Annotated in this window: 11 protein-coding genes; 3 read left to right on the top strand and 8 right to left on the bottom strand. The window is 33.2% G+C overall.

Annotated features, from left to right (window positions below):
• Positions 1–6: 6 nt before the first annotated feature.
• Positions 7–2,130, top strand: coding sequence for a gliding motility-associated C-terminal domain-containing protein (locus tag N4A45_02165; GenBank protein ID MCT4664022.1), 2,124 nt, complete (start codon positions 7–9; stop codon positions 2,128–2,130).
• A gap of 49 nt (positions 2,131–2,179) precedes the next feature.
• Here the strand turns inward: N4A45_02165 and N4A45_02160 are convergent, their stop codons facing one another.
• From N4A45_02160 to N4A45_02150, 3 genes are all read right to left on the bottom strand, one after another.
• A complete protein-coding gene (locus tag N4A45_02160) occupies positions 2,180–3,085 on the bottom strand; it encodes a glycosyltransferase (protein MCT4664021.1) in 906 nt (301 codons plus the stop codon).
• A gap of 69 nt (positions 3,086–3,154) precedes the next feature.
• Positions 3,155–6,049, bottom strand: coding sequence for an FAD-binding protein (locus N4A45_02155; GenBank protein ID MCT4664020.1), 2,895 nt, complete (start codon positions 6,047–6,049; stop codon positions 3,155–3,157).
• A gap of 40 nt (positions 6,050–6,089) precedes the next feature.
• Complete coding sequence (locus tag N4A45_02150; protein MCT4664019.1) at positions 6,090–8,597, bottom strand: DUF5686 and carboxypeptidase regulatory-like domain-containing protein; 2,508 nt, start codon at positions 8,595–8,597, stop codon at positions 6,090–6,092.
• Between the two features lie 458 nt (positions 8,598–9,055).
• On the opposite strand from N4A45_02150, the gene N4A45_02145 reads away from it, so the two are divergent.
• Together N4A45_02145 and chrA are read left to right on the top strand one after the other, a co-directional pair.
• Complete coding sequence (locus N4A45_02145; GenBank protein ID MCT4664018.1) at positions 9,056–9,727, top strand: inorganic pyrophosphatase; 672 nt, start codon at positions 9,056–9,058, stop codon at positions 9,725–9,727.
• 94 nt (positions 9,728–9,821) lie between these two features.
• Positions 9,822–10,964 carry a chromate efflux transporter gene (gene chrA / locus N4A45_02140; protein MCT4664017.1) on the top strand — a complete coding sequence of 381 codons (1,143 nt, stop codon included), beginning with the start codon at positions 9,822–9,824 and terminating at the stop codon, positions 10,962–10,964.
• Here chrA and N4A45_02135 read toward each other — a convergent pair.
• The 5 genes from N4A45_02135 to N4A45_02115 form a co-directional block, all read right to left on the bottom strand.
• Positions 10,947–12,383 (bottom strand): hypothetical protein, encoded by a 1,437-nt coding sequence (locus N4A45_02135; GenBank protein ID MCT4664016.1) that lies wholly within the window; start codon positions 12,381–12,383, stop codon positions 10,947–10,949. The two genes, chrA and N4A45_02135, sit on opposite strands and share 18 nt — an antisense overlap.
• Positions 12,384–12,502: 119 nt before the next feature.
• Positions 12,503–13,861 carry a trigger factor gene (gene tig / locus N4A45_02130; protein ID MCT4664015.1) on the bottom strand — a complete coding sequence of 453 codons (1,359 nt, stop codon included), beginning with the start codon at positions 13,859–13,861 and terminating at the stop codon, positions 12,503–12,505.
• Between the two features lie 633 nt (positions 13,862–14,494).
• Complete coding sequence (locus N4A45_02125) at positions 14,495–16,051, bottom strand: hypothetical protein (GenBank protein MCT4664014.1); 1,557 nt, start codon at positions 16,049–16,051, stop codon at positions 14,495–14,497.
• A gap of 137 nt (positions 16,052–16,188) precedes the next feature.
• Complete coding sequence (locus N4A45_02120; GenBank protein ID MCT4664013.1) at positions 16,189–16,725, bottom strand: hypothetical protein; 537 nt, start codon at positions 16,723–16,725, stop codon at positions 16,189–16,191.
• A 145-nt stretch (positions 16,726–16,870) separates the two neighbouring features.
• Positions 16,871–20,248 carry a DUF4175 family protein gene (locus tag N4A45_02115; GenBank protein MCT4664012.1) on the bottom strand — a complete coding sequence of 1,126 codons (3,378 nt, stop codon included), beginning with the start codon at positions 20,246–20,248 and terminating at the stop codon, positions 16,871–16,873.
• Between the last annotated feature and the right edge of the window lie 98 nt (positions 20,249–20,346).

The following is a 20,346-nucleotide window of genomic DNA, read 5'->3' as shown; positions in this document are numbered from 1 at the left end:
AAGAACATGAGGAAACTATTTACAATATTATTAGGACTTATTTTTACTCAGTTTTCATTGGCTCAAATGGCTGTTAGCAATCAAGCACCATTCAACTCAATGAATTATTTGGTAAATAATCAACTCATGAATACCAATATCTCTGTAACGGCATCAAATGTTACACTCAGCGCTGGTAGTTTAGGTCAAATTGGAGCTTTCCAAGCTTTTAACACAAACCTAAACATGGACGAAGGAGTGATTCTCTCCACTGGTGGAATATCTAAAGCATATCCGAACTCAAACACAGGTTTTGGTTATAATTCAAACACAGATTTAGATTTACAAAAACTCGTAATCACTCATGGTAACGGAAACGCAGCATCATTTAGAAATTCAGTGGTACTAGAGTTTGACTTTGTTGCTATTTCCAACGAAATGGAATTTGAATATATTTTTGCTTCCTATGAATACAAAGAATATGTTTGTTCAGAATATAATGACGTTTTTGGTTTCTTTATCTCAGGTCCAGGTATTACTGGCCCTTATTCTAATAATGCTCAAAACATTGCCTTAGTTCCCAATGCATCAAACCCAAACACTTTTAAGAATGTTCCGGTAATGATAAACACCATTAACCATGGGAGTCCTGGAGGTAGTGGTTCAAACTCGAACTGTTTAAGCATCGATCCTGCTTATGTACAAAACAGTGTTTTCTATGTAGATAATCCGCAAAGTACACCTGTAGGGTTTACAGGATTTACAAAACCCCTAAAGGCAAAAGCGACCTTAGAGTGTGGGAAAACTTATCATATCAAACTTGCTATTGCCGATATAAGTGACGAAAATTTCAATTCAGCTGTTTTTCTAAAAAAAGGTTCTTTTGGGTTTGAAAACCCACTAACCATGGCCTTAAAAAACAAAGATATTGTTGTAAAATGTAATAACCAAGTTACGATAGATCCGGGAGTTTCTGGCGGAAATGGAACGTATTCATATCAATGGTTTTTTAATGGTACGCTCATCAGTACAGCCCCAACAATTTCTATCTCTGATGTAGGTGATTACAAAATAATCGTTGAAGATGAATGTATTGCCATAGATCATGAATTCAAAGTCATAGAATACACAGAAATGAACTTGAACCTTACTGATGATATTGTGATATGTAACGACACCATAATAACTCCCGTTATTACAGGTGGAGCACCTCCTTTTTCTTTCACTTGGTTTAAAGATGGAACCTATCTTCACAGTAATAGTCAGCTCAATATACAACAAGGAATTAGCGGTAAATATAGACTAGAGATTTTAGATGACTGTGGATACAAACTATTTGACACAGTGGATATTTTTTCACCAGAAAAACTAGAAGTAGAATTCCCTGATGACACTTACCTTTGTGAAGACTTAAATGATATTATCGCAAAAGTTTCAGGAGGACATGGAAATGTTGTTTATTTCTGGGTTTGGGATGGTGACACCATTAATGATACAAAAATCACCGTTAAAAAGAGCTTCCATGGTGAGGTAGAGTTTACAGCTTATGATGATTGTGGAACATATTTGAGTAAAAAGATTTTCCTCTACAGTCCAGATAAATTTGAAAAACTCTCTTTGAGTATCCCAAAATATGAGTTTGAGATGTGCAGAAGAGACCGAGAACCTATGCCTATCGAAATTTTCGGAGGAGTGGGTGGCTATGAAGTTTCTTGGTATATCAACAATGTTTTTGTTTCTAATGCAGAACAATATATTTTTGATGCAAAATCTTTAAAACTGGGTGCCAACACTATCAGAATTCTGATAACAGACAAATGCGATAACAAAGTGGATGTCTCCCTAACTATTAATGTATCTGACTGCTGGATTCCTAATATTTTCACTCCAAATAATGATGGAATTAACGACTATTTCTATTTTCCGTTTGGAGATTTTCAAGAGAATATGTCTGTAGAAATCTATAACAGATGGGGACAAGAAATATACAAATCTGACAACTATGATCGTTGTTTAGATGATGAAAACCCTGAATGTTGGGACGGAAAAGTTCAAAAAACAGGAGCTGCAATCACAGAAGGCGTATATTATTACATTATCACCTTTGAAGATAATACTGAAGTAAAAGGAAATGTGGTTGTAAAATATTAACACCACAATTGGTATAAACGGGTACTGACCTTAGAAATACCAGAACGGGCTATCCATTTTTACGAATATTAGACGAAAGTAGAATTTTCAGGATTTTCAATTTATTGATAATCACATCCTTCTTTTTAATCTCTTTTTCTTCCAGTGGTTGGTAGCTTTTCCCAATATTAAGGATTTTATTCATAAAGAAATTGGCTGAAATCCCCCATTTCATTAAAAACAATTCTCTCCCAATATTCCTTTTGAGCCTTTTAGTGGATTTTGATCCAAAATGATACACTTTACTTGCTCCTATTCCTTTAAAAATTCTTACACCAGCATCATACAATTTCTTTGAAATATCAGGATCAGAATACATTCCAGGGCTAAACTCTACGCTCATTCCTCCCACAAGATCCCAGAGATCTTTATGTACCACATTAGGAGGCCAAGTACTCCCATTCCAATCTGTTTTATGAAGATTTTGATATTCCGAAAGCAATTCTTTTTCTTTAAAATTACTGGTATCATCCCCAAAGTCCTTTACGATAACACAAGAATTCCCGGTGTCTCGAGGTTCTATCATCGTTGCCGATAGCATAAAATACTTGCTTGGCAATGCCTGTATTTCTTCATACATAATTTTATCCCAATCGGGTAATACATACATATCATCATTGAGATAAACCATATAATCCGATTTCACCAAATCCCTGCAAAGGTTCAGTGCATAACAAATCCCTGCATTGCCTTCAGAGTGTATAAAATCAATATCCTTTTGATCCTGTAACCATTCAACAGTTCCATCTGTTCCCTCGTTTGCAAAAACAATCATCTGAATACTCAAGGTACTATTTTTTCTGATGGCATTTACACAAAACTGAATATACTCTAGGTTATTCCATGTAGGAATAAGAAGAGATAAATGATAGACTTTGTCTTCTGTTTGAAGATACTTCGTAATAGAATCAGGCATATTGCTTATATTTCTCTTTGGCAATGATATATTTTTATTTCCAAAATGAAAACAAAGTTATCAATAATCCTAGATTAAAGCATTGAATAAAACAGAAACAGGATGATGAGCTGTTTGCTCCACCCCATCTTTTATTTGGTGCCTACAACTGGTTCCAGAAGCCACAAGAATATTTGTTTCTTGTAAACCACGAACGGCAGGAAAAACAGAGTCGGCTCCAATTTTTTGGCTCAGTTCATAATGCTCAACTTCGTAACCAAAAGAACCTGCCATTCCACAACAACCTGTCACCAATAAACTTGCCTTATAGTTTTTGGGAATACTCAATAGTTTCACCAAATTGGATGTATTGGTAAGTGCTTTTTGATGGCAATGACCATGTATTTTTATCTCTGCTTTATTTTGGATGAAAATTTCGGAAGAAAAACGACCTTTCTCAAATTCTTTCCATAAAAATTCCTCAATGGTAAAAACGTTTTGAGCAAGTTTTTTTGCCTGCTCAGGATTCTTGACCAGTCTTTTATATTCATCTCTAAAACTCAAAATAGCTGAAGGCTCTACCCCCACTAAAGGAATTTCTTCAGAGATTAATGAACCAAAAAGAGTGATTTGCTTTTCGGCAATTTCACTTGCTTGATCAAGGAAACCTTTAGAAATATAACTTCTTCCACTCTCTGGGTGCTGTACTGCTAAAATTTGATATCCTAAATGATCTAATAATTGAATAGCCTGCTTACCAATCGAAACATCATAAAGATTGGTAAATTCATCAAAGAAAAAATAGACTTTTTTATTCGATTTTTTTGTTTTTAGATCGAAGGATTTAAACCATTTTCTGAGGTGTTGTTTTGCCAACTTCGGAACAGCCCTTTCTGGAGCAATCCCCATAATTTTTTTGGTCAAAGTGGCATTGGAAATAGAATTAATAATTCCACTCGGTAAAGGGAGTTTTGAAATCCAATGGGTATTATTGGCAAAGATTTTATTTCTAAAAGAAAATCCATTCTCTTTTTGATACTGATACAGAAACTCTGCTTTTACACTAGCGATATCTACATTACTAGGACATTCTGAACTACAGGCTTTACAACTTAAACACAAATCTAAAACTTCTTTTAACTCAGGATGGTTAAAAGGATTTTTCTGATCACTATTGGTTAAAAATTCTCTTAAAGCATTTGCTCTAGCTCTTGTAGTGTTTTTCTCCTCTTTGGATGCACGATAACTCGGACACATCACACCACCAGAAATAGAGTTTCTTCTACAATCACCAGATCCATTGCATTTTTCAACCAAACGTAATATTCCTTGATTTTCAGAAAAATCTTGCTTGGTGGTTATTTCCGGCTCTATACGGTCTTTTGTATAACGTAGATTTTCGTCCATTGCTGGGGCATGAACGATTTTTCCTGGGTTAAAAATATTTTTAGAATCAAAAACAGATTTCAGTTCACACAATAATTGATAATTTTCTTCGCCTATCAAAAAAGGGATAAATTCTGCTCTTACAATCCCATCGCCGTGCTCCCCACTAAAAGAACCTCGGTATTTTTTTACCAAATGAGCTGTGGCAGTTGTGATCTCTCTAAAATGCTGAATCCCTTTTTGTTTTTTTAGATTCAAAATAGGTCTGAGGTGTAATTCTCCAGCACCTGCATGCGCATAATAAACTGCTTGCTGATCAAATTCTTCCATCAGTAAAGCAAACTCTTTGATAAAACTTGGTAAATCTTCTAAATCTACCGCAGTGTCCTCTATACAAGCAACTGCCTTATCATCTCCTATGATATTTCCTAATAGTCCTAAACCTGCTTTTCGCAAATTCATCACCTTAGAAATATCTGATGCTTCTATCCATGCATTATGGTAACTGGCTGTTTTCTCTTGTAAATCTCTAATGAGTATTGCTGCCTTTTCTTTTACTTTTTCATCAGACTCTGCCCGAATTTCTAGCATAAGAACCGCCTCTGGATTCCCTTTTAGAAAAAAACGATTTTTTACCTGTTCTCTATTAGATTTTGTACAATCTAAGATCATTTTATCCATGAGTTCACAAGTATATAACTCATGCTTCATGGCTACCAAAACGGCATTTAAAGAATCTTCAAGATTGTTAAAATGAGAAACAATCATCAGGCTATTTTCAGGAGGCAAAACATCCAAAGTCAAGGTGATTTCAGAAGTAAAAAAGAGCGTCCCCTCACTTCCACTAAGTAGCTTACATAAATTAATTTTACGCTGAGTTCCGCCAAATTTTTCAAATTCCAATAAGGCATCCAGAGCATAACCTGTATTTCTTCTGTGGATACTTTTTTTTGGATATTCTTTTATGATGCGCTCTTGGATATTTTTTTGACTCAGTTGTTGATCTATCCACGAACAAATTTCCCCAAGCAGATTGGTTTCTTTACATTTTTCATTCCATTCTTCTAAACTCCAATCTTGAAAAACAACTTGAGAACCATCACTCAAAAATCCTTTTAAACTTTTTATATGATCTCTAGTAACTCCATATTTTATAGAAGTGGTTCCCGAAGAATTATTCCCTACCATTCCTCCTATCATACATCTATTGGAAGTAGAAGTATTGGGACCAAAAAAAAGCCCATAAGGTTTTAGGTAGTTATTCAGTTCATCTCTAATAACACCTGGTGCTACCGTAACTGTTTTGTTTTCTTTATCTAAAGAAATAATTTGCGTAAAATGCTTGGAAACATCAACAACAAGCCCTGTTCCCACACATTGCCCTGCGAGCGAAGTCCCTGCTGTTCTAGGAATCAACCCAAAACCCTTTTTATGGGCAAATTGGATGATTTTCTGTAGATCTTCAGCATGTTTTGGATAGGCAACACCTAAAGGTATTTGACGATAAACAGAGGCATCCGTAGCATAAATAGCTTGATGCAATGAGTCTTCAAAAATATCTCCTTCAATCTGGCTTTTAAGTTCTTTGAGATTCAAAATTGATGTTTTTTTAGTGAATATTGTTGAACAATACGAATCATTAAAGCCTAAAAGAAAATCGGAATCGAAAACCTTGAAGATCTGTACTCAAATTTTCGTCATTTCTGTGGGTGATTCTATACACATAATCTATTCTCAGGATTTTTAGAATATTTTCTATTCCTACAGAAGCTTCCCAATATCCACCATCATTTGGGGCGTTTATTGCGTTTCCGTTTATTGTATAATCTTTGTGTTTACTATTCAGGTTCCCCAAAATTCCTTTTATTCCGACGACTTCTCGCAGTTTTAAAGATCTAATGAGTGGAATGTGATTAAAGACCAATCCTTCAAAATGCTGTTCTGCAATAATTTGAACATAACGATCGCTCAATAATTCAAAATTATCAATCATAGAAAATTTTTGAAAGTCAAGAGAAAAGGTTCTATTCCCTTGAGCTAAAAACAATAAAGGATAAGGAACTTCTCCAAAAAGAATTCCACCCTTTACATTCAAATGAAGTCTTCCAAGATGATTAAAACTCTTTTTATAATTGGTTTGTAATTCAATTTTTTGATATTCATAATCACTTCCAAGAACATTGCTAAATCCGAAGATACCATCAAATTTCACTTGCAATCTATTGCTCACAAAAAGTTGCCATCTTTGGGTCGTTCTATTCCCTACATATCTTGGGTTGATGTCGTAAATGAGTCCTATCTTTGCTTCTGTAGTTGTAAAATCTCTCGGAGCTCCCGAAGGGATAAAATCAAACTTCAATACGTCTGAAACTTCTTCATAATTCGTTCTATTAATTTCGTTTGTCAACCTCCATGAATTATTGATATTTTTTTCAGAATCTATTTTCCATTCATCAATATTCATAAAGTTAGGTGCTGTTCCTCTAGAAAAAATACTAGAAATAAACGTTCCTGAATTCAATAAATTATTCGGATTCGTTTCTGTAATCACCCGATAATCTTTGGTTTTAGAAAAAGATAATCTATGATACTTTTTTCTATTTACAAGAACACCTCCTGCGAGTTTGTATTTCCATTTTTTATCTCGATCTCCATAAGCTACATAAGCTTGTGTATGCCAATTATGGCTCATTCCAATTGCCGTTTTTCCTCCAATAAAATATCGATTTCCTTCTATTTCATTATAAGAGTATAGATTCCAAAACGGACCAATATCTATGGTTTTGTTAAACACAGGAATGTGGTTATTAGACATAATATACACCATATTATCTACGAACTTGAATTCTGGAGAATCCTCCACTTTTCCGATCATTTCATAAATCCCTGCTTCCTTTTTTGTCAATTTTTCGGCTCTGGTCCCTTCGATATCTGCATACATCAAAGATTTTTTTCTAAAACCGAGTTCTTTTAAAGAATCTATATGGCTTTTATTCCAGTTTTTTTCAAATCCATAATTGGAGTAAACGATTGTGCGGTGTGCATAGAACCCAAAATTATCCTTAGACTCAATCAGCTGAAAATCGGTTATTAATTGATCTTTTTTTATCAACCACTTTTTTACCGTAGGATTGTATTGAAAAGTTTGTTCAAATTTTAAATCAGTCACAAAATTCAAATTGGCATCCTTATCCACTCTTAAACTTATATGCTTAACTGCCCAATATTTTTTATCTACCTTTATCTCTCCCATAAAGGTAAGTTCATGAGATCTTTTGGGGATGTATTGAATGGTATATTCTACATTTCCATCTGCCAAAACTGTACTATCTTTTAGGTAATAATGATAATTTAATTGTCCAATGGATGCCAAAGGACTGGTAAACGATTTTTCAAAAACGTTGATTGCGGGTTTATAAATATCAAAATTGGTATTCAAAGATTCTAATACTCTTTGCGCTGAGCGATTATCTTGAAAACCCGATATTTTATTTCCCAAAAATATTTTGTGATGCTCATTTGGATTTCTGCTGTGTAGAACTTTGTACTTTGCCTCATTAATCATCAATGGAAGTTGTGATTTCTCATTAAAATCAGAAGTATCTGCATACTCAAAAATGAATTGTAACCTTTTGAAAAGTCGATTCTTTTTAAAGTCTTCCGAAAAATTATTAATATCCATTTGAGTTTTTTCATATTGATCATAGGTAAGTGTATCAATATTCTTAGCAATATTCTTTTTCTTGTTCCTCCATACGTTTTTCATAACAATAATGGCAGGACTATCACTTTTGGCTTTTTTTCTCCTCTTAGAAACTAACTCCACCTCAGAAAGTATGCTACTTTCTTCTTTTAGTTTTATTTTAAGATTATTTTTTTGCCTTGGTAAAATATTAATTATTCTGGTCTTAAAACCTATATAACTGACCTCTATTTGTCTTACTGCTTTTGAAGTTTGAAGTCGAAACGTTCCATCTACTCCAGTAATAGTACCTGTTTGAGTTCCCACAAAAACTACATTCACAAAGGGAAGTTCTTCATTGGATTTAGCATCAATGATTTTCCCAACTACCAAAGTATTTTGCTGAGCCCAAGAGGTACTCATCAAAAGAAATACAAAAAAGAAACTAAAGAGTTGTTTCAGCATAAAATTTAAATGCATTAAATATGAATGTGGAAATTTAAGAACTTTCGCAAAACTATCCTCCTATTACTAGACAGAAAGCGTATAAGAATCTATATATCCACTAAATAATATAAAAGAGCGAAAGTTTTTTTATAAAATCAAGATATTGCACCCTATTGCTTTGGTCTTATTTTTTTTTGAGGACTCCCAATAAAATTGATCATACTCTTACCAAATTATTCACTGATTGCTTACTTAAATTACTCACCTTTTTCACAACTTCATTAGTCAAATTAAGTAAAGGTATCGGTACATGATACCTATCAATAGGTTAACACTAAAAATGGTATTATTTGATTATATTTGCAATCTTTAAACTCAAAAATCACTCTGGAAAACAGAGCAATTTGGGATATAAAATTTACAATTAAAAAAACAGAACAATGGGAGAAAATAGTCTCAATAACTTTTGGAAAAACATAGGACTTAGATATAAGTCTCACCCTTGGCATGGTGTTTCTGCTGGAGATAATGTTCCAGAAGAAGTTAATGCTTTTATTGAAGTAGTACCTTCAGACTCTGTAAAGTACGAAATAGATAAAGAAACAGGATATATGATGGTGGACAGACCTCAAAAATTTTCTAATCATTTCCCTGCACTTTATGGTTTTGTACCAAAAACTTTTTGTGATGAAAAAGTTGCTGAATACAGTAGAGAAAAAGTAGGAAGAAATGATATCGATGGAGATAATGATCCTGTAGATATTTGTATCCTAACAGAAAGAACCATTAATCATGGAAACATTATCGTTCCTTGTATGCCTATAGGTGGTTTCCGTATGTTAGACGGTGGTGAAGCTGATGATAAAATCATTGCAGTAATGAAAGGCGATAGCATGTATGGAAATGTTACAGATGTAGATCAATTACCAAAATTGGTTTTGGATCGTTTGAAGCATTATTTCCTTACTTACAAAGAAATCCCTGGGGAGAGCAACGAAAAGCCAAAAATAGAAATCACTCATCTTTATGGTAGAGAAGAAGCTCTTGAAGTAATTAATAGAGCCCGTGAAGACTATGATAACAAATATGGAAATGTGGAAGATTTGTTAAAAACAGAACTTAAAAATGTGGTTGACTTCTTAAAATAAGAATTTCCATTTTACAATTTCTTAAAGCCTTTGAATTTGATTTCAGGGGCTTTTTTGTTTTATATTTGGTTTTAAACTATTTTCCCTTATCAAGATGACCCGAAATAAGAATCTTAAAGAAATTGCTTTTGTTTTTTTCAAACTCGGAATGATGGCTTTTGGCGGACCCGCAGCTCATATTGCTATGATGGAAGAAGAAATTGTGGAAAAAAGAAAATGGATTTCACGTGATCATTTCTTGGATCTCATGGGTGCTACGAACCTTATTCCAGGACCAAACTCTACGGAGATGACCATGCATTGTGGTCATGAAAGAGGTGGTGTTTTAGGACTATTTGTAGCTGGAATCAGTTTTATTATCCCAGCAGTAGTACTCACAGGAATTTTAGCAGCACTCTATGTAGAATATGGTGCTTTACCTCAAGTTGCACCCTTTGTTATGGGAATAAAACCTGCGGTCTTAGCCGTAATTGCTGGAGCGGTTATTAAACTCGGAAAAAAAGCAACCAAAAACTATTGGTTAATTGGTTTAGGTGTTCTTGTTTTATTCGCTTCTTTACTGGGAGTAAATGAAATATTAGCACTCTTATTCAGTGGTGTTATTGGAGCTACTTTTTTTTATTTTAAAGATCGAAAGTCATTAGAATCTCCGCTATTTTTCCCTTTATTTTTACTGATAACCATTCCTCAAAAAACACTTACCAAAATAGTAGATCCAGACACCCTCCAAATTTTTTGGAGCTTTCTAAAAGTAGGAGCTATTTTATATGGAAGTGGCTATGTTTTATTTGCATATTTAGATGCTGAGCTGGTAGCACAAGGTTTGTTGAGCCGCAAAGAGCTTATGGATGCAATAGCCATGGGACAATTTACTCCAGGACCGGTACTTTCCACCGCTACATTTATAGGTTATCAACTGGGTGGAGTTAGTGGTGCTATTGCCGCTTCTTTGGGTATTTTTCTACCTTCTTTTATCTTTGTTTGGTTACTCAATCCTCTAATACCCAAAATGAGAAAATCGAAGTTTTTGAGCTATTTTTTGGATAGTGTAAATATTGCAGCCGTTGCCATTATGCTTTCAGTTTTGGTAGAAATGGGAAAAGAATCCTTGGTAAATTGGCCCTCTATAATTATTGTTCTACTCGCTCTGTTTTTCACTTTTGGACCTAAAAAAATCTCTACGATCTGGATCATTTTAGGCGCTTCTCTATTGGGCTATCTACTGTCTGCTTTTTAGTTGTTTTTTTCTTGGATAATACCATTTAGAAGAGATTTTCTTACCTTTAGAATACTGAGCTATTTCAGTAAACCCCTCCATGGTTATTAACACAAAATCACCACTAAAAGGTTTATTGTTTTTATATACACCTTCTAGTTTTCCAAGTTTAATACGATTGTATTCAACACGATCAAAATTACACCAAGCTTTCCCTTCCTTTTTTCCATTTTTTATTGGTATTTGAGCAATTGGTATCATTTTTTTACGTGTACATATAAACCATTCTTCATGTCCGTTTTGTGAGCCATTTATGAATTCTTTTTTAATATAAAGGCGATTTCTAAAAATGAGATTGGTCTTTTCAACCAAATTCACCTCCGCTCCGTTCATTGCTTTATTTCCTTCGTAATTCATGCTATAATAAATAGATGTATCACCATCTAAAATGGATTTTTTTGAAACCAAAAGTCCATTTTTATAGTTCTTTTTATGAATAAAATAATTGCCTTTATCTGTAAACAAACCTTCCTTTTTCCCTTGGACATATTCTTCCAAAGTGTTCATTTTTTTGTTATAAAACGTACCAGAATAAGGTTGATCATCTTTATAAACACCATTAAAATGAAAAGACACCACTTTCCCATAGAAATACTTTTGGTAATAAAAACCTGTACAGCTTCCTTCTAGCTTTCCTTGGCGATAATTTCTACTAAAGACTAAACTATCTTTTCTTTCTTTTCTAGAAAAAGTTTCGGTACCATCTTTGAGCCCTTTGTCATAAGAAGTAAGCCAAGCGTTTTCTAAAACCTGCCCTTTCCAAGGTTTTCCGTTTTTATATTCACAAGAATATTGCATTCCTTCGGGGCTAAAAAAGGTGATTATTCCATGGTAATTTCCCTCTTGATAATTTCCTTTTCCAATAATTGACTCTTCTGTCCAGGGGAAGTCATCGTAACGAATAAAAGCTCCATTTTTCTTTCCATTTTTATAACGGATCAATTCATCTTCCTCTAGAATAGTTCCCTCATGTTTCTTTCCATTTTTATATGACAAAGTATAGGTTTTGTTTCCCACAAAACTTTTGACTTTTATAATTTTAGGTTTCCGAAAAAGCGAATTTCGCACATCAGAATTTAGATTATAATAAGTTATCTGTACTTTTTTTCTATTTATAACACCCTCATAACTCCACTCTTCTACTTCTTTTCCTTTTTTATAGATTAGGACAGATCCAATACCTTCATATTTTCCATTCCATTTTTTGTTATTTACATATTCCATTCTTAAAACGGTATTTTCAAGACTACTTCGTTCTTCTGTCCAAACCAAAGTATCTGCTCTGAAAAACGAGACCTTTTCTCCAGAGATAACCGTATTGGTATCCTGAGCGAAGGAAATCAAATGGATAAAAATGAATAAGAAAAAATATTTGTTCATGGTATTTGTTGTTTAGATTAATCTGTCTATGCTTTTGTGGTTTATGACCATTTTATGCAAAAAAAATTGCCAAGATTTAAAACCTTGGCAATTTTTTAGTTATTAACAATAAAGCTTGTTTATTCAGCATTTGCTTTTTCGATCATATCACGAAAATCTGCAATACTCATTTCCTTTTCGTCCAATTTGAATTTGTCTTTTAATTCTGTAGTCAATTTTTTATTGAAAACAGACTGAGTAATATTCTCCAATTCTTTTTGGTCTTTAAGAACATTTTGTACAATTCCATCTAGCATAGAGTCATCTATACCTGCTTGTCCGTACTGAGCCATTTGAAGAGAAACTAAGTATTTTGCTTCTGCTTCTACTTCTTCTTTCTCTACTTTAATTTCGTAAGCCTTAGCTAATTTACTTTCGATGATTTGCCATCTCAAGTATTTTTCGCTTTTGCTGTAATCTTCTTCCAATTGCTCTTCAGAGACTTCTTCTTTTTGGTTTGCTGCAATCCACTTTTTCAAGAAATCTTTTGGCAAATCAAATTTGTTTTTCTCCAAAAGGTATTCCACAGCGTCATCCATAAATTTACGGTCTGAATCTGCTATATGTAGGGTTTTTGCTTCTTCTTGAAGTTTTTCTCTAAAAGCCTCTTCTGTCTCGATTCCTGCTTCTGGATATACTTTTTCATAAAGCTCTGCATCCAATTCTGCTGGAGTCATACGAGAAATCATAGATACTGTTAAAGAGAAGTTTCTGTTTTCAAGATTATCAAGTGTAGTTTCGTCTATCTCCAAAACTTTCAAGATTTGTTCTCCATCAAAAGTATCTTCGATATCGATTTCCAATCTTGTTTTTTCTCCACTATCAATCAATTGATTGAATACTTCTTCGTTTTTCACATCATCTACCATGAAGTTTCCTTCATTAGAAATTCCCTCTTCTAGGTCTTTTCCATCGGCATCAATCTGAACAAATTTTGCACGAACCATATCTCCTTTTGCAATAGCATCTGGTTGTTCAAATTTTGCATAACGCTCAGTAATATTCTTCACGTAGTCTTCGATATTTGCTTCGTCTGCTACGATATTGATATATTCTAGTTTGTTTCTCTTTGAAATTTTGATATCAAGCTCTGGGCTCAATCCCAAATCGTACTCAAACACAAAGTCTTCTTGAGTTGCCCAATCCAAAGTTTCATCGATTTTTGGAAGCGGTCCTCCAAGGTAATCCACTTGGTTTTCGCTCAAATATTTCCCAACACCTTCAGAAGTCATTTCGTTGATTTTCTCAGCTTTGGCTCCAACACCAAAACGTTTACGAATTACACCCATAGGTGTCTTCCCCGATCTAAATCCTGGTAAATTAACTTGCTTTCTGTATTGTTTTAGAAGTTTTTCTACGTCTTCACGATAATCTTCAGCACTTACTTCAACGCGAAGAATGGCGTTCAAATCGTCAACTTTTTCTAAAGTGATATTCATTTGATAATGTGTTTCGTGGTAAAAATTTTAGACGGCAAATATAGGCAATTTCAAGCATATTTTACAAGAAAAAATCTGAAAGTAAAAATGGATTCTAATTTTATTGGGCTTTTCTGAAGTCTTTTTGTTTTTGACTTTTAAACAAATGGCTACAAAAACCTGCTCATTCTATACATTTATACCGATGTGTAAATGAGTACAAGATGGAATTCCATTCTTGATTCAGGAGAATTACCAATAACAAAGAATTATTATAAATATCATGAATCAAAAAGTTGGCATTAACATGCGTAAACGGAACAACAAAATTAAGAACTCAAAAGACTGCTCAATAATTTGGGCAGTCTTTTAAGTGATCTATTTTCATTAATTTCATAAGCTAAAAGTACTGTTTACTTAGTATCACATTGTTGAAAATTTGTAAAAAAATGAAAACAGCCTTATTCATATTTCTTTCTTAAGCTTATATTCTTGCCATATAACGAAAGATAAACAAGCGATTCGGTTTAAAGGGAGGATTTCAAATAATACTTTTGCAAATAATCTCAACAAGTAATTGGTACGATAAATATTTTTACAAAAAAACACCATCAATGGAGTATTGATGGTGTTTATAATTGATTTCAAAGTTTATTAGTAATAAAAAGCAAAATGCGTATTAACTGAACCAGTAGAATGGTTAATTCCGTATCCAAACAAAGGACTATTTACATAATTCACATCATAGTAATTAAGAATCAACGTTCCTAACTCAACATCTTTCTCAGCTATTAGTGTTTGTTGAAAAGTTGAAGATCTCGTTACAGAATTGGAAAAATCAGTTCCTACGTTAAAATTTTCACTTAATTTTAAAGATAATGAGATTTTTGTTGTGTTTGTTATCTCATTAGAATATGAGGTTGATTGCGAAACTTCTACATCATCATGCTCATGAATACTTAAACTAATAGCGTCACCATACGCATTCCCATCCCAAGATGCGTTATTAGTCAAACTCAAATACTTAGCTTGAGAATATAATCCTGATTGTGAAAGATCCGTAGGAATATCATAGTATTTTGGCAGACATTTAATATAAAAAAATGGACCATCGTAAATAACATCTTGTAAACTAGATGGGTCTCCATAAAACAATTGCATTTCAAAAAAATCAGTCATTGATGCAAAAAACACAAACTCCCATTTTGAAGGTGGACAGACTTGACTTTGATTGAGGTCTCCACACATCGAAGCAACAACAAAAGTGTAGTGTAGTTTCAAAATATCCTCACCACCAGGCTGATTATTCATACCCAAATACGCATTGTAATTTGCCATTCGAATACCCTCGATCACATTTTTTTCATCTCGACAATCTCTTTCATACACAATAGAACAATCATCAGGTGAAGTATTTCCTCCCTCCAAAGGCAAAGCGCAAATTACTCCTGCACGTATCGCATTATTCAAAGAGTGTTTATCAACAAAATCGTAATCTACTGATGAAAACGACACATAATCTGCCCTAGAAAAGTTTGAGCAATTTTTCAAAGAAGGAAAATGATTTTCAACAAGATCATCGAACCAAATTGTTGAATTATCGTTTTTATTAACAGGAATAACACTCTCGCTTTCTTCAACTTGGATAGGTAAATAAGTGGAAATTAAAGTGCTTTGAGAGTTCGAAACCTTCTTATAAACTTTTCCCTTAGAAAAAGCTATTGTTCGTTTATCAATAACACATGGGTAAATACCCCAGTCCAAATTCTCAATTGGTTCATTATCCAATGCAATTTGAACCCAATCTGGAATCTTTATAGCTAAATTTGGAAGAATTTCTTCAAAATCATCAATTAAACTTCGCTCTAAAGTTCCTTTTTTAAAACAATCTAAAAAATGCTGATGAACAGATTTTGTCTTAAAAGATGTCTCTTTGGCATATTGTAAATAATAAAACTCCTTAATTTTTCCATTTTTATCAATCAGTTGATTAAACATAAAAGAGTTAAATTCTTTGTCTTCATTCATTAATTTTCCCAACGCTTGAGAAACAACAATTTTAAGTTGGTCTTCTTTGGAAAAAGAACTTAATTCTTTATTCAATTGGAATTCTTCCATTTGTTTTGAAGGGTGATTATCAATATCGTCATGCTCTTTTGAACAGCTGACAAAAAGTGAAAACACTAAAACAATTTTAAATATTTTTTTCATAATCTTTAGTAAATTAGGTAATTAATAAAAACATCACTATGCAATAATAATAATAATAATAATAATAATAATAAACAAATAATTCAACAATTAAAAAACTCAAAAACAAACACTTACAACAATAACTTATTATATTATCAATCTCCCGTAAGTCCAATGCATGCTACTGAAAAAAGATATTTGGAAGTCAAACCTTCTTGGCAAATTCCCCACATGGTAGCACCTGTGGTAAATACATCATCTACCAATAAAAAATGGGTGTATTCTGGGAAATCTGTTTTCCATTCGAAGGCAGATTTCATATTCTCCATTCGCTCTTGTTTATTTTTCTTGGTTTGGCTGTCGGTATTTTTCACTCGCAAAACAGGTGAAATCATGGGAATTTTGAGTTTTTTACTAATTTCCTCTGCAATAAAATTTGCTTGATTAAATCCTCTTTTTTCCATTTTGTTTTTATGCAATGGAACGGCGATGATATAATCTATATCGTAAACCAAATCATGGTTTTGCAATGATTTTGCTAACTGATTTCCAAAATACTTCGCTACACTTATTTTGTTTTGATATTTCAATAAATGCATCACTTTTTTCAGTGGACTTTCTCCCGAAAAATGATAGAGCGCTACGCCTTTTTGAATAGGGGTTCCTAAAGACACCATTCGCTGAACCATCAAATTATTAGGCGTAGAAAAAGTATTTGTTTTCGCTAATTTACTGGAGCAATCAAAACACAAAATATGTTCCTTGATAACTACTTTTTTTTGACAAACAAAGCACTGATTTGGGAGGATAAACTCCGATAAATCTCTAAAGCTATTTTTAATTATTTTGAAAATATTCTTCTACTTTTTTCTTGTAATAAGGTTGATAATTAATCGGTTTTTGATGAAATATTTCTTTTTGTTTTTTCTTTTCTTCCAGGTATTTTTTCCAAACTTCAGACTGCTCTCGCTGTTGCTGTTCTGCCTCTTTAGATTTACGTTTTTTCTCTTTTTCCTGTTCCCTTTCTGCTTTTTCGGCTTCAAGCATTTTTTGCATAATTTCTTCTTGCCTTCTAAGTGTTTCGGGGTTTATATTTTTATTTACAATATCTCTTTCTATTTCTTTCATTTTCTGGATGGCTTCTTTCAAGGATTTATGCCCTTGTCCGCCTTCTTCCTCACCATTTTCCATTGACTTAGAAATCTCCTCCAATTTCCTACGGATTGCCTCCTGCTGAGCAGCGGTTTTTACCAGTTCTTGCGACATCCCTTGTGCTCCTCCGCTCTGTTTTTTCTCCCCTTCTTTTCCTTGCTTCTTCCCTTGTTTTTTCCCTTCGTTGAGTAATTGCTGTTGGAGCGATTTCAATCGCTTTTTCATTTGCTGTTGCATCTTTTTCATCCCTTTCATAGAGGGTTTTGAAGACTGGTTAAAAGGATTGGGTTTATTACACTGTCCACTACTTTTGTTAGGATTGTTCATGGACTGTTGCATTTGATCCAGTATTTGACTCAACAATAGGGCTAAATTATTAGCAGAAGTCATTGCGTATTGCCCACTAGATTTTGCTGGGTTCGATTTTCTTTCTGTAAGATAATACAGACTATTTTTTAGGTTTTTCTCTAAACCTACTACTTCTTTTCTCACTGTTTTTTCTATAGAAACCTGTCTTTTACTCAATGCAAAAAGAGAATCGGCAACCATTTCTGATTTAAAACGAATATCCGATTGTTTTTTAATTAACTCAATATAATATGGATCTTGATTTCCTGTCTCAGAAATACGCTTAACCAAAGCTTCTTCCTCAAAAGAAAGATCGACTAAATTCTCCAATATTTGCCTTAGAGTCTCCATGTCTTCCATAATTTGCTCAGATGCCATTCCCGATTGCATTTGAAGCATTTGCTCTTTGAGCTCTTCCATTTTTTCGGAAGCTTTTTTCTGTGATTTTTTAGATTGTTTTTTATTGTTTTTTTGCATTTGTTCAGAAGACTTTTGCATTTCTTTTTTAATATCTTCCTGCTCTTTCTTGGTATCTTGAAGATTATTGGGCTGCTCAAGTTTTTCGTTGAGTTTTTCCATTTTCTTCATTTCCTCTTGCCATTTTTCAAACTCTTTATTAAGCGCTTCTTGCTCTTTTTTTAAAGCTTCTTTCTCGGCATCACTTGTCTTTTTATCTGCTTCTTGCTCTTCATTCTTTTTTGCAAGTTCTTCTTGCTTTTTTTGAAGCTCCTCAAGCTTTTGGATATTTTCTTCAAGCTTTTGTTCAAACTGAAATTGCTTAAGCATTTCTAAACTCCTATCCAGTTCTTTTTCTACACTTTCGTTATTTTCTTTTAGTTTTTCTAAATTCTTTTGGATTTCCTTTTTATCCAATTTTTCCATCATTTTCTGGATATCTTCAAAGAGTTTTTTGGTTTCCTCATCCAAAATATCTTCCATTAAATCTTGAATTTGCTCTTGCTTTTTGAGCAATTTTTCATTCTCTTTATTATATTTCTTGAGGTTTTCTATGCTTTTTTTATTCTCTTTTTGGAGTTCCTTAATGGAATTTTCTAATTTTTTTTGCTTTTCTAAAAGTTGCTTTATCTGTTCTTTATCTTCCCAATTCAGGTTTTTCTTTTGCAATAACTTGGCTTGTAATCTTTTAAACTCCTCATTGAGTTCCCTAGCTTCTTTTAGTCTTTCCTCTAAAGCTTTCTCTGCCTCTTCATTATTCTCTTCTGCTTCATCTGCGATTGCTTCTGCATCTGGAGTTTGAATATGAAACCTTTTACTTTTCACGGCTTTGCTTCCATGTATTCCATCATTATCAAAAACCTCAAAATAGTAGTCTATTTTTTCGCCTCCATTTAATTCATAATCATCCAAATTAAAGAGATATACAAACTCCTGTTGATTCCAATCTTTCTTTATTTCTAGAGATTTTCTGTTAATTTTTCCATCAATTTCAAAGACAAAATCTAATTTCTTAAAACCATAATCATCGCTTATTTTCCCTTTAAAAAGCTGTTGATTTTCTTGTTTTGAATCAATTTCTTGTGCCACCGAAATCTGAGGATGTGCATCTTTTACAATCTGCATACGGTAACTGATTTTTTCACCATTTTGAACAAAATCATTACTGGGAGAAAGTTCATATTTTCCGCTTGTGAAAATCTGTCTCTTTAAAACAAAATTTTCATCTTTTTTGGTTGAAACAAAGGAAGTATCCTCAAAATTAAACTGTATTTCTTTTCCTTTTTCCGATCGCACCTTCCATGAGATCCACGATCCTTCTGGGATTTGTAAATCACCTGTGTTTTCTATTTTTCTCAAAGGGATTTTTGTGTAATTTGGAGCTTTTATCTCCACAGAAAAATAATCGATTTCAGGAAAAGGCAATACTTTTATTTGGTAGGTTTTTGAAGAATAACCATCTGATTTTAACTGGAAAGGTATCGACTCTTGAAGATTTGTAAACTGATAATTAAATTCATTGTTTAATAAATCTTGCATCTTAAACCACTGGCCCGAAAGTTTAATTTCCATTTCCTTTGGCAAGCGTTCTCCTTTTAAGCCCACGGTTAACAAGAAATCTTTTGAAGAATGTGTCTGAAGGCTGTCATTTTTTATTACAAAATCAAAGGGAGCTTCTGGAATAAATTCCTCATCAAACTGAACAATTCTTTCAGCAGATTCTGTGATAATCTCTTTATTTCCGCTTACCCAAAACAAGGCAAAAACACCAAAAGGTATTAGTATATATTTTAGGTATTTAATACTTTGGTTAAAATCTATTACTAACCTAAAATCAAAAGGTTTTATTTCCTCAATTTTTTGCTGAATACTCGCAAGCAACAAATGGGATGTATCCTTCTTAGACTGTTGGGAAAGATCTAAAAGATTATGTAGTTTGTCCGAAATTTCTGAGAAATGCTCGCCAATCATCTCAGAAGCATCAGTATGTGAAAGCGTTTTCCCTATCCTAAAATATTTCAAGAGCGGCAAAAACCAAAGAGAAATAGCTAACACAATGGTAATCAACAATGAAAGATAAAACAACCAAGTACGCCCTGTGGTAGAAAGTCTTAAAAAATACTCCAAAGTTGCCGCCAAAAGCACCAAAATTCCCATGAGAACAATAAAGATAATTCCTCCTTTAATCATTTTATTGAGGTAAAATTTCTTTACAAACTCGTTGATCTTATGGTGTATTTCTCTAATTGGATCTTGCATTACACAAATATAAAGGCTTTCCTTGTCTTAGAATCAAAAAAAAAGCTAAAATTCAAAGAACTTTAGCTTTTAAGAAACCTTTTATCGTTAAGCATTAT

The organism is Flavobacteriales bacterium, from assembly GCA_025210805.1.
Lineage (GTDB): Bacteria > Bacteroidota > Bacteroidia > Flavobacteriales > CAJXXR01 > JAOAQX01.
This window is presented reverse-complemented; position numbering and strand designations above follow the sequence as displayed.

What these genes read in the sequence shown, in the direction of transcription:
- N4A45_02165 (MCT4664022.1), top strand. Translation starts at nt 7, where the DNA reads ATGAGGAAACTATTTACAATATTATTAGGACTTATTTTTACTCAGTTT.
- N4A45_02160 (MCT4664021.1), bottom strand. Translation starts at nt 3,085, where the DNA reads ATGCCTGATTCTATTACGAAGTATCTTCAAACAGAAGACAAAGTCTAT.
- N4A45_02150 (MCT4664019.1), bottom strand. Translation starts at nt 8,597, where the DNA reads ATGCTGAAACAACTCTTTAGTTTCTTTTTTGTATTTCTTTTGATGAGT.
- chrA (MCT4664017.1), top strand. Translation starts at nt 9,822, where the DNA reads ATGACCCGAAATAAGAATCTTAAAGAAATTGCTTTTGTTTTTTTCAAA.
- N4A45_02135 (MCT4664016.1), bottom strand. Translation starts at nt 12,383, where the DNA reads ATGAACAAATATTTTTTCTTATTCATTTTTATCCATTTGATTTCCTTC.
- tig (MCT4664015.1), bottom strand. Translation starts at nt 13,861, where the DNA reads ATGAATATCACTTTAGAAAAAGTTGACGATTTGAACGCCATTCTTCGC.
- N4A45_02125 (MCT4664014.1), bottom strand. Translation starts at nt 16,051, where the DNA reads ATGAAAAAAATATTTAAAATTGTTTTAGTGTTTTCACTTTTTGTCAGC.
- N4A45_02115 (MCT4664012.1), bottom strand. Translation starts at nt 20,248, where the DNA reads ATGCAAGATCCAATTAGAGAAATACACCATAAGATCAACGAGTTTGTA.